This is a genomic window from Streptomyces sp. NPDC051172 (genome assembly GCF_040682555.1).
Taxonomy (GTDB): Bacteria; Actinomycetota; Actinomycetes; order Streptomycetales; family Streptomycetaceae; genus Streptomyces.
This window is the reverse complement of sequence record NZ_JBFBBE010000107.1, coordinates 20,679-30,955: the sequence shown is the minus strand read 5'-3', so window position 1 is coordinate 30,955 and position 10,277 is coordinate 20,679. Positions and strand designations below refer to the sequence as shown.

The window sequence follows — 10,277 nt, the reverse complement described above, 5'->3', positions numbered from 1 at the left end:
CACGACCTCAACCCCCTGACCGTGCTCCGCGACCTCTTCGCCGGAAACCCCTGGCTGCCACCCGCTCACGCGTAATCAACGACCTGAGCAGTCACTTCCAGTTGTTCCGTCCGCACACCCAGCAGAATGCAGCCCGTTTCACGACGTGTTCAAGGGTTTCCCTGTCACACGTTCGTGAAATTCAATGGTCCGGGATGCGAGACCGGTCGGGTTTACCTTGACGGCCCGCGGCGCCGACTGCCACGATCGACAACATGAAGATGCGACTGGACCTCACGCGGCGACGCCATGTCGACCTCGCGCGCGTCTCCAGCGCCTCCTGTTGCACCGCGGCCTGATCAACCTCTCTGAATCCGCCGACCTTTCCGCCTTCTCAGCCTGAATTCGCCGCGCCCCTGCACGGCTTGAATTCGGCGTGCCCGGAAACATTCCGCAACAGGAGTCACGCATGCCTGCCGCGCCCGTGAAATTCGCCTACTGGGTCCCCAACGTCAGCGGGGGACTCGTCACCAGCAAGATCGAGCAGCGCACCGACTGGGGATACGAGTACAACCGCGAACTCGCCGTCCTCGCCGAGAACAACGGCTTCGACTACGCCCTCAGCCAGGTCCGCTACATGGCCAGCTACGGCGCCGAGTACCAGCACGAGTCGACCAGCTTCAGCCTCGCCCTGCTCCTCGCCACCCAGCGTCTGAAGGTCATCGCGGCCGTCCATCCCGGCCTGTGGCACCCCGGCGTCCTCGCCAAGCTCGGCGCCACCGCCGACCATCTCTCGAACGGCCGCTTCGCCGTCAACGTCGTATCCGGCTGGTTCAAGGGCGAGTTCACCGCCCTCGGCGAGCCCTGGCTGGAACACGACGAGCGCTACCGCCGCTCCGAGGAGTTCATCCGCGCCCTGCGCCAGATCTGGACCGAGGACCACACCGAACTCTCCGGCGACTTCTACCGGCTGCGCGACTTCTCCCTCAAGCCCAAACCCCTCAACACAGCCGAGCGTCCGCACCCGGAGATCTTCCAGGGCGGCAACTCCACCGCCGCCCGCGCGATGGCGGGCCGGGTCTCAGACTGGTACTTCTCCAACGGCAAGGACTTCGACGGGGTCACCGAGCAGATCAACGACGTACGGAAGTCGGCTGCCGAAGTCGGCCGACGGGCACCGAAGTTCGGCCTCAACGGCTTCCTCATCACCCGTGACACGGAGGCCGAGGCCCGTGACACGCTCCGCGAGATCGTCGCCAAGGCGGACACCGAGGCCGTCGAGGGCTTCGGCGCCGCGGTGAAGCAGGCGGGACAGTCCACCGCCGACAAGAAGGGCATGTGGCAGGACTCCTCCTTCGAGGACCTGGTGCAGTACAACGACGGATTCCGCACGGGGCTCATCGGCACGCCCGAGCAGATCGCGGAGCGCATCGTCGCCTACAAGAAGCTCGGTGTGGACCTCCTGCTCCTCGGCTTCCTGCACTACCACGAGGAGGTCGAGTACTTCGGCGAGCGGGTGCTGCCGCTCGTGCGTGAACTCGAGGCAGAGCTCCCGGACACGGAGCCCGAATCCGTCCCCGTGCACGCCTGAGCGCCCCACCGCGAAAGAGGTCATCAGCATGAGCACCGTCACGCCCACCGACTGGACCACTCTCCCCGCCCCGCGGACCGCCCAGGACTGGATCGCCCGCGCCGCAGAGGTCGCCGCCGTCCTCGCCACCGACGCCGCGGAACGCGACCGCGCCGGAGCCACCCCGTACGCCGAGGTCCAGCTCCTGAAGGACGCGGGTCTCGTCACCCTGCTCGGCCCCACCGAGCACGGCGGCGCAGGCCAGGACTGGCCCACCGCCTACCGCGTCGTCCGCGAGGTCGCCAAGGCCGACGGCTCCATCGGCCAGCTCCTCGGCTACCACTACCTGTGGTTCTGGGCCGCCCGTCTGGTCGGCACCCCCGAGCAGTGGGAGCAGGTGGAGGCCGAGGCCAGCCGCGGCCGCTGGTTCTTCGGAGGAGCGGTCAACCCCCGCGACAAGGACGTCATCGTCACCGAGGACGGCGACGACCTCGTCTTCACCGGCCGCAAGTCCTTCTCCACCGGCAGCAAGGTCTCCGACGTCACCGTCCTCGAAGGCGTCCTGGAGGGCACGGACAACCACGTCTTCGCCATCGTGCCCTCCGACAGCGAGGGCCTGGCCTTCCACGACGACTGGGACAACATCGGCCAGCGGCTCACCGAGAGCGGCGGCGTCACCCTCGACGGGGTGAGCACCCCGTGGGCGTCCGCGGCCGGCTACGTCGACAAGCAGTTCCAGCCGCGCACGTACAACACGCTCAACGTCCCCACCATCCAACTGGTCTTCGTCAACTTCTACCTGGGCATCGCGGGCGGCGCGCTGGAGACGGCGGCCACCTACACCCGCACCAAGTCCCGGTCCTGGCTGCACGGCGGCCACGAACGCGCGGTCGACGAGCCCTACGTGATCGACACCTACGGCGACCTCACCGCCAAGTTGTGGGCGGCCGAGGCGCTCGCCGACGCCGTCGCAGCCGAGGGGCAGAAGCTGCACGACGACCCGGACGCCGTCACGGAGCAGACCCGCGGCGACTTCGAGGTGCGGGTGGCCGCCGTCAAGGCACGCGCCACCGACGTCGCCCTGGAGATCGCCAACCGTATCTTCGAGGTGACCGGCGCCCGCTCCACCGCCACCTCCGAGGGCCTGGACCGGTTCTGGCGCAACATCCGCACCCACACCCTGCACGACCCCGTCGCCTACAAGCGGCGCGAGGTCGGCCGCTGGGTCCTCGAGGGCGAACTGCCCGAACCCACCTGGTACTCCTGACCCTTCCCCGGGGCGCCCGCCGCGCGGGCGCCCCGCCTCCTCGCAAGAGGACGCATCCCAGCGCAGCCCCGTGCATCCCTGAAAGAGGACCCATGGCCACCGTCCTGTCCGTCTCCGGCAGCCCCTCCGCCTCCTCCCGCACCAACCGCCTCCTGCGTCATCTGGACAAGAGGCTGATCGCACAGGGCCACGAGGTGATCCCGCTCGACGTGCGCACCATCCCCGCCGATGCCCTGCTCGGCGCGGACTTCAAGCACCCCGCCATCGTCGCGGCCACCGAACTGTTCGCGCAGGCCGACGGCGTCGTCGTCGGTACCCCCGTCTACAAGGCGTCGTACTCCGGGGTCCTCAAGGCACTTCTTGACCTGCTCCCGCAGTACGCGCTGACCGGCAAGACCGTACTGCCGCTGGCCACCGGCGGCTCGACCGCCCACGTCCTGGCCATCGACTACGCGCTGCGCCCGGTCCTGTCCTCCATGGGCGCCGGCCACATCGTGCAGGGCTGGTTCACCCTCGACAAGGACATCACCGTGCACGAGGACGGCCGGCTCGCCGTGGCGCCGGGCGCCGCCGAGGCACTCGCCCAGGTCGTCGACCAGTTCTCCACGGCCCTGGGCCGCACCCGGCTCCTGGCCGCGGCGAGCTAGCGCCGTGTCCGCCCATGTCATCGCCGACGACGCGGAGGCCCTCGCCGTCGCGGCCGCCCTGGCCGAGGAGTTCCGCGCCGGCGCCGCCGCGCGGGACGCCGAACGCAGCCTGCCGCGCGAGGAGTTGGACAAGCTGTCCGCCTCCGGGCTGCTCGCGGTCACCGTCCCCGCCGAGCACGGCGGCGCGGACGTCACCGCGCTCACCCTCGCCGAGATCTTCCGGCTGCTCGCCTCGGCCGACGGCAGCCTCGCCCAGATCCCACAGAGCCACTTCGCCTATGTCAATGTGATCCGCCGTCAGGGCACCGAGGAGCAGCGGAAGTTCTTCTTCGCCGAGCTGCTCGCGGGGCGCCGCCTCGGCAACGCCCAGTCCGAGGCGGGCACCAAGCACGTCCAGGACATCCGCACCCGGCTGGAACCGCAGCCGGACGGCTCCTATCTCCTCACCGGTGTCAAGCACTACTCCACCGGGGCCCTCTTCGCCGACTGGATCCCGGTGCTGGCCCGTGCGGAGGACGACAACCTGCATGTCGCTTACGTGCCCCGGCAGGCCCCCGGCCTGACGGTGATCGACGACTGGGACGGCATGGGGCAGCGCACGACCGCCAGCGGAACCGTGCGCCTGGACGGGGTCGAGGTGCCCGCCGACCGCGTGCTGCCGCACCACCTCACCTTCCAGGGCCCGCAACTGCATGGCGCCGTGGCCCAGTTGCTGCACGCGGCCATCGACGCGGGCATCGCGGCGGGAGCCCTCGCCGAAGCCGCCGAGTTCGTGCGCGGCAAGAGCCGCCCCTGGTTCGAGAGCGGCGTCGACACGGCCGCCGAGGACCCGCTGCTCATCCAGCGGATCGGTGAACTCGCCCTCCAGGTACGGGCGTCCGAAGCCCTCCTGCGCGAGGCCGCCCGCGCGGTCGACGCGGCGCGCACCGACCTCACCGACGACACGGCGGCCGAGGCGTCCATCGCGGTCGCCGCGGCCAAGGTGCAGGCCGCGCAGACGGCGGTCGAGGTGGCGAGCGCCCTGTTCGAGGTGTCCGGCACCCGGGCGGCACTCAACTCCCTGAATCTCCATCGGCATTGGCGCGACGCCCGGACCCACACCCTGCACGACCCGGCCCGCTGGAAGATCCAGCACATCGGCCGGTACGTGCTGAACGGCACCCGGCCGCCCCGCCACGGCCTCCTCTAGCGACACCAGCGACACCTCTGATCGGAGACCCCACGTGTCCCTCACCTTCCACTGGTTCCTGCCCACCAACGGCGACAGCCGGCACGTCGTCGGCGGCGGCCACGGCACCCCCGCCACCGCCTCCGGCCGGGACCGGCCGCCGACGGTGGCCTACCTGAGCCAGATCGCCAAGGCCGCAGAGGACCTGGGCTTCGTCGGCGCGCTCACCCCCACGGGCGCCTGGTGCGAGGACGCGTGGCTGACCACCGCCATGGTCAGCCAGCACACCGAGCGCCTGAAGTTCCTGGTCGCCTTCCGCCCCGGCTTCGTCTCGCCGACGCTGGCCGCGCAGATGGCATCCACCTTCCAGCGGCAGAGCGGCGGGCGGCTGCTCCTGAACGTCGTCACGGGCGGCGAGAGCCACGAGCAGCGGGCCTACGGCGACTTCCTGGACAAGGACGACCGCTACCGCCGTACCGGCGAATTCCTGGAAATCGTTCGGGCCTTGTGGGAGGGCAAGACCGTCGACCTGCACGGCGAGCACCTCCAGGTCGCGGACGCCAAGCTCGCCCGGGTGCCCGACCCGATCCCCGAGGTGTACTTCGGCGGCTCCTCGCCCGTCGCCGGAGAGATCGCCGCCAAGTACGTCGACACCTACCTCACCTGGGGCGAGCCGCCCGCCCAGGTCGCCGAGAAGATCGCCTGGATCCGGGGGCTCGCCGCCAAGGAGGGCCGCACCCTGCGCTTCGGCATCCGGCTGCACGTCATCACCCGCGACACCTCCGAAGACGCGTGGGCGGAGGCGAACCGGCTCCTCGACGGCTTCGACCCGCAGACCGTGCAGTCGGTCCAGGCGGGACTCGCCCGCAGCGAGTCCGAGGGCCAGCAGCGGATGCTCGCCCTGCACGGCGGCGGCAACCGCGACGGCCTGGAGATCCACCCCAACCTGTGGGCGGGCATCGGCCTGGTCCGCGGCGGCGCGGGCACCGCCCTGGTCGGCAGCCACGAGGAGGTCGCCGAGCGGATCAAGGAGTATGCGGCCCTCGGCATCGAGGAGTTCGTGCTCTCCGGCTACCCGCACCTGGAGGAGGCGTACTGGTTCGGCGAGGGCGTGCTGCCGCGCCTGGCCGCGCAGGGCCTGTGGCAGCACCCGTTCGCCCAGCCGGCCGCACCCTCGGCACAGGTGCCGTTCGCGAGCTAGCCCCTCGCGCCGACCTTGCCGCCGAAGAAGACCTGCACCTCCCGGACCAGCCCGTCCCGGACGGTGATCGCCTCGACATTGCGGTACCGGTCGCCGGTCGTGAGCTCGTACTCGTAGTGGACGAGTACGAGCTCCTCGTCGGCAGGCACGACATGCAGCATCCGCTGCTCCACGAACCGGTCCGCGGTCGGGAAACACCGCTCGAAGAAGGCCTCCTTGTCGAGGTGGTCGTCCTGCGGACTGGTGAAGGAGAAGTCCTCGGCGTAGAGCGCCAGGGCCGCCTCGCGGTCCTGCGACCGGTAGCACCGGAACGCTGCCTGGACGACATCGGTCGGACTCTTCGCCATCAGGCCTCCTGGATCTCCGTGAGCGCATCGAGATGCGCCCGCCGCACCACCGACGTCTGCCCCTGCACCAGCAGGAACATTCCCTCGCGGGCCAGCCGCTGGGCGGGATGACGTACGTCCATGGTGCGGCCGCCCCCGGCCACGACCGCAGCGGTCGTGGCCGCACGCATGAGGTCGTAGGACCGCGTCCTGAGCGCCAGCCGTTCCGCGACGCGCTCGTGCGGGACGGGGTGATCGGCCAGCTCGTACGCCTGCCGCCGCACGTCGTCGAGGCGGCCGCGCAGCCCCCGGGCGGTCTCCGTCTCGCCGGTGTCCTCCAGCACACGCAGCGCGGCGTACGCCACCCCGAAGACGGCCGGAGACGTGTTCGTGCTCCGAGGCAGGTCGACGAGGGCGAACTTCTCCTGCGGGGTGCGCAGCACGAGGTTCTCGTCGGGCAGCCACAGGCCCTCCAGGTCCAGCGAGACCGTACGGGCGGCGGTGAGCGCCGCCAGTTGCATCGGTTGCGAGGCGCGCAGCCCCGGCTGTTCGCGGGCGTCGGCGAAGGCGAAGACGATCTCGGCCGAGTCGGTCACGCCCGCGAGCAGCATCACGTCGTTCAGCCCCCAGCCGGTGTACCAGGGCACGGCGCCGTCGAACCGCCAGCCGTTCCGCTCCGCCACGGCCCGCACGGGCACCCGGGGGAAGGCACGGACATGGGCGTAGGCGATCCCGGCGAGCAGCTCACCGGAGGCCAGCGGACCCAACAGCCGCTCCCGCACCGGGAGTTCGGACCTCGCCAGCAGCCGTACGGGAGTGTGGTGCTGGGTCTGCACGAACCACGTCGAGCAGCATGCCCCGGCCAGGATCTCCTGCACCTCCCGCGCCACCGGGTCGGGGGCGCCCGCACCGCCGTACTCCCGTGGCGCGCTCATCCCGAGCAGCCCCGACCGCCGGATGGCCTCGAGGTGGCTCGCGGGCACTCCCTCCTGGTCGATGCGCTCCGCGTTCGGGGTGAGAAGGTCGACGGCGAGAGACTGGGCAGTGGCGACGAGGGGGTGCGCTGTGGAGTTCATCTGAGCCCTTTCGTGGATACCCCCGGCTTCAGCCGGGGGGAGGAAACGAAACCCCTGCGGAGCAGGGCAGCAAGCGGGGTTTCGCCGCCAGGGCGAGAGACTGTGCTCCGACCCACAGATTCGATCTCTAAGTCGCAGAGCCGATAGTTTGTGAGCGTGACCGAGAGGTGTGTGAAGCGGGCGTTCAAGTATCGCTTCTATCCGACCGATGCGCAGGCAGCGGAGCTGTCCCGCACGTTCGGCTGCGTCCGCAAGGTCTACAACCTGGCCCTCGCGGCGCGAACGGAGGCGTGGGCCCGACAGGAGCGGGTCAACTACAACGCCACCTCGGCGATGCTGACGGCCTGGAAGAAGACCGAGGAACTGGCGTTCCTCAACGACGTGTCGTCGGTGCCCTTGCAGCAGTGCCTGCGGCACCTCCAGACGGCGTTCACCCACTTCTTCGGCAAGCGGGCGAAGTATCCGCGCTTCAAGTCCCGCAAGAAGTCCCGGAAGTCCGCCGAGTACACCACCAGTGGTTTCCGCTTGCGCGACGGGAAGCTGACCCTGGCGAAGATGACGGAGCCGCTGGACATCGTGTGGTCCCGGCCCCTTCCCGAGGGGGGAAGCCGTCCACGGTGACCGTGTCCCAGGATGCGGCAGGACGCTGCTTCGTTTCGATGCTGTGCGACGACCCGGGCATCCAGCCGCATCTGCCCATGGACGCGGCGGTGGGTATCGACATGGGCCTGGAGCACCTGCTGACCCTGTCGACCGGCGAGAAGATCGCCAACCCGAGGCACGAACGCACCGACCGCTCCCGGCTCGCTCTGGCCCAGCGCCGCCTGGCGAAGAAAGCGAAGGGTGACGGAGCGAACCGTCGCAAGGCACGGCGGAAGGTCGCCAAGATCCACGCCCGGATCGCTGATCGCCGCCGTGACCACCTGCACAAGCTGACCACTCGACTCGTGCGTGAAAACCAAACGCTCGTGATCGAGGACCTGACCGTACGGAGCATGGTCGAAAATCGGAGTCTGGCCCGCGCCATCAGCGGCGCCGCGTGGTCGGACTTCCGGGGCATGCTGGAGTACAAAGCCCGCTGGTACGGGCGAGAAGTGGTCGCGGTCGACCGCTTCTTTCCCTCCTCCAAGGTGTGCTCCGCCTGCGGCACCCTGCAGGAGAAGATGCCGCTGCATGTGCGCACCTGGACATGCGACTGCGGCACGACCCACGACCGGGACGTGAACGCAGCACGCAACCTTCTGGCCGCCGGACTGGCGGTGACAGTCTGTGGAGCTGGTGTAAGACCTCAACGGAGCACTCCGGGCGGGCGATCGGCGACGAAGCAGAAAACCTCACAGCGCGAGCCGTGAGAATCCCCCTCCAGCAGGAGGGGGAGAAGTCAAGCGGAAGATTCTCCCGATCGTCGTCGTGCGCGGTGTCGATCCGGGGGTGTGCTGTTCGTGTAGGAGGTGAGAGAACGACACGATGCCAAGGAGGACCTCATGCAGTACTACCTGCTCAGCGTGATCACGCCGACCGACGGAACGCCTCCCGGGCCCGAGGCCATGGCGGAGATCGTCCGCAACCTCGACACCTTCCACGCGGAACTGCGCGAGGCCGGCGCCTGGGTCTTCGCCGGCGGGCTGCACGGCCCCGAGACGGCCACCGTGCTGCGGCCCAGGGACGGTGACGTCCTGATCACCGACGGGCCGTACGCCGAGGGCAAGGAGTACCTGGGAGGCATCTGCCTGATCAAGGCCCCCGATCTGGACGCGGCCCTGGAATGGGGCCGGAGGGCGACCTGGGCGACCACCCTGCCCATCGAGGTGCGCCCGTTCGTGCACCAGGCCGAGGAGTGATGTCCCCGCCCGTCGACGTCGAGGCCGTCTTCCGCGCGGAGTACGGCCGCGCGGTCGCCGTCCTGGTCCGCTTCCTCGGTGACATCGACCTCGCCGAGGAAGCGGTGCAGGACGCCTTCACGACGGCCGTGCAGCGCTGGCCGGAGACCGGCGTGCCGCCGAGCCCGGCCGGCTGGATCATCACCACCGCACGCAACCGCGCGATCGACCGGCTGCGCCGTGAATCCTCCCGCGAGGCCCGCCACGCCGAGGCGGCCCTGCTGCACACCCCCGACGCACCGGCCGAGGAGGGCCCCGTGCGCGACGACAGGCTCCGCCTGATCTTCACCTGCTGCCACCCGGCGCTCGCCCCCCAGACGCAGGTCGCCCTGACCCTGCGCCTGCTCGGCGGCCTCACCACGCCGCAGATCGCGCGGGCCTTCCTGGTGCCCGAGCCGACGATGGCGCAGCGTCTCGTCCGCGCCAAGGCGAAGATCCGCGACGCCCGCATCCCCTACCGCGTGCCCCGGGACGCCGACCTCCCGGACCGCCTGAAGGGCGTCCTGGCGGTCGTCTACCTGATCTTCAACGAAGGCTATGGCGGCAGCCCCGAGCTGTGCGCGGAGGCCGTACGCCTCGGCCGCCTCCTGTCCGAGCTCATGCCGGACGAGCCCGAGGCCACCGGACTGCTCGCACTGATGCTCCTCGTGGACTCCCGGCGCTCCGCCCGGCTGGACGAGGACGGCGCACTGGTACCGCTGCCGGAGCAGGACCGCAGCCACTGGGACCGGGAGCTGATCGCCGAGGGACAGTCGCTGGTCCGCCGCTGCCTGCGCCGCAACCAGCCCGGCCCGTACCAGATCCAGGCCGCCATCCAGGCCGTCCACAGCGACGCGCAAACCGCCGACGCCACCGACTGGAACCAGATCCGACAGCTGTACGACCAGCTTCTGGCCCTCGCGCCCAGCCCCGTCGTGGCCCTGAACCGGGCGGTCGCCGTCGCCGAGACCGAGGGGCCCCGCGAGACCCTGGAAGCCGTCGAAGCGCTGGACCTGGACGGCTACCACGTCTTCCATGTCGTCCGAGCCGAGCTGCTGCGCCGCCTGGGGCGCGACACCGAGTCGGTACGGGCGTACGAGGAAGCCATCACACACTCGGAGAGCCAGGCGGAGCGCACCTATCTCGAACGGCGGCGGCAGGAACTCGGCCGCACGTGACGGGCT

Annotated in this window: 10 protein-coding genes and 1 pseudogene; 9 read left to right on the top strand and 2 right to left on the bottom strand. The window is 70.2% G+C overall.

What is annotated here, in order from left to right; genetic code table 11:
- The first annotated feature begins 254 nt into the window (after positions 1-254).
- The 6 genes from AB0N07_RS39925 (at position 255) to AB0N07_RS39900 (ending at position 5,832) form a co-directional block, all read left to right on the top strand.
- Entirely contained in the window at positions 255-338 is an 84-nt protein-coding gene (locus AB0N07_RS39925) for a putative leader peptide (protein WP_350966533.1), read from the top strand.
- A gap of 110 nt (positions 339-448) precedes the next feature.
- The gene (gene sfnG, locus AB0N07_RS39920) at positions 449-1,570 is read left to right on the top strand and encodes a dimethylsulfone monooxygenase SfnG (RefSeq protein WP_365843898.1); all 1,122 of its coding nucleotides are present in this window, start codon (positions 449-451) and stop codon (positions 1,568-1,570) included.
- 28 nt (positions 1,571-1,598) lie between these two features.
- The gene (locus AB0N07_RS39915; protein WP_365843896.1) at positions 1,599-2,816 is read left to right on the top strand and encodes an acyl-CoA dehydrogenase family protein; all 1,218 of its coding nucleotides are present in this window, start codon (positions 1,599-1,601) and stop codon (positions 2,814-2,816) included.
- Positions 2,817-2,908: 92 nt separating this feature from the next.
- Positions 2,909-3,463 carry an NADPH-dependent FMN reductase gene (gene ssuE / locus AB0N07_RS39910; RefSeq protein WP_365843894.1) on the top strand — a complete coding sequence of 185 codons (555 nt, stop codon included), beginning with the start codon at positions 2,909-2,911 and terminating at the stop codon, positions 3,461-3,463.
- A gap of 4 nt (positions 3,464-3,467) precedes the next feature.
- Complete coding sequence (locus AB0N07_RS39905; RefSeq protein WP_365843892.1) at positions 3,468-4,652, top strand: SfnB family sulfur acquisition oxidoreductase; 1,185 nt, start codon at positions 3,468-3,470, stop codon at positions 4,650-4,652.
- A 34-nt stretch (positions 4,653-4,686) separates the two neighbouring features.
- Complete coding sequence (locus AB0N07_RS39900) at positions 4,687-5,832, top strand: LLM class flavin-dependent oxidoreductase (RefSeq protein WP_365843890.1); 1,146 nt, start codon at positions 4,687-4,689, stop codon at positions 5,830-5,832.
- Here AB0N07_RS39900 and AB0N07_RS39895 read toward each other — a convergent pair.
- Together AB0N07_RS39895 and AB0N07_RS39890 are read right to left on the bottom strand one after the other, a co-directional pair.
- Positions 5,829-6,179 (bottom strand): nuclear transport factor 2 family protein, encoded by a 351-nt coding sequence (locus AB0N07_RS39895; protein ID WP_365843888.1) that lies wholly within the window; start codon positions 6,177-6,179, stop codon positions 5,829-5,831. The genes AB0N07_RS39900 and AB0N07_RS39895 overlap by 4 nt on opposite strands.
- Positions 6,179-7,234: an acyl-CoA dehydrogenase family protein gene (locus AB0N07_RS39890; protein WP_365843886.1), complete on the bottom strand. Its 1,056-nt coding sequence runs from the start codon at positions 7,232-7,234 to the stop codon at positions 6,179-6,181. The genes AB0N07_RS39895 and AB0N07_RS39890 overlap by 1 nt, the downstream gene beginning before the upstream one ends.
- A gap of 150 nt (positions 7,235-7,384) precedes the next feature.
- On the opposite strand from AB0N07_RS39890, the pseudogene AB0N07_RS39885 reads away from it, so the two are divergent.
- The 3 genes and pseudogenes from AB0N07_RS39885 to AB0N07_RS39875 all read left to right on the top strand — a co-directional run bounded on the left by AB0N07_RS39885 (position 7,385) and on the right by AB0N07_RS39875 (position 10,271).
- Positions 7,385-8,586 (top strand): annotated as a pseudogene (locus AB0N07_RS39885) (RNA-guided endonuclease TnpB family protein).
- Positions 8,587-8,718: 132 nt separating this feature from the next.
- Positions 8,719-9,075: a YciI family protein gene (locus AB0N07_RS39880; RefSeq protein ID WP_365843884.1), complete on the top strand. Its 357-nt coding sequence runs from the start codon at positions 8,719-8,721 to the stop codon at positions 9,073-9,075.
- A complete protein-coding gene (locus AB0N07_RS39875) occupies positions 9,075-10,271 on the top strand; it encodes an RNA polymerase sigma factor (RefSeq protein ID WP_365843882.1) in 1,197 nt (398 codons plus the stop codon). Before AB0N07_RS39880 ends, AB0N07_RS39875 begins: the two co-directional genes overlap by 1 nt.
- Positions 10,272-10,277 lie beyond the last annotated feature (6 nt).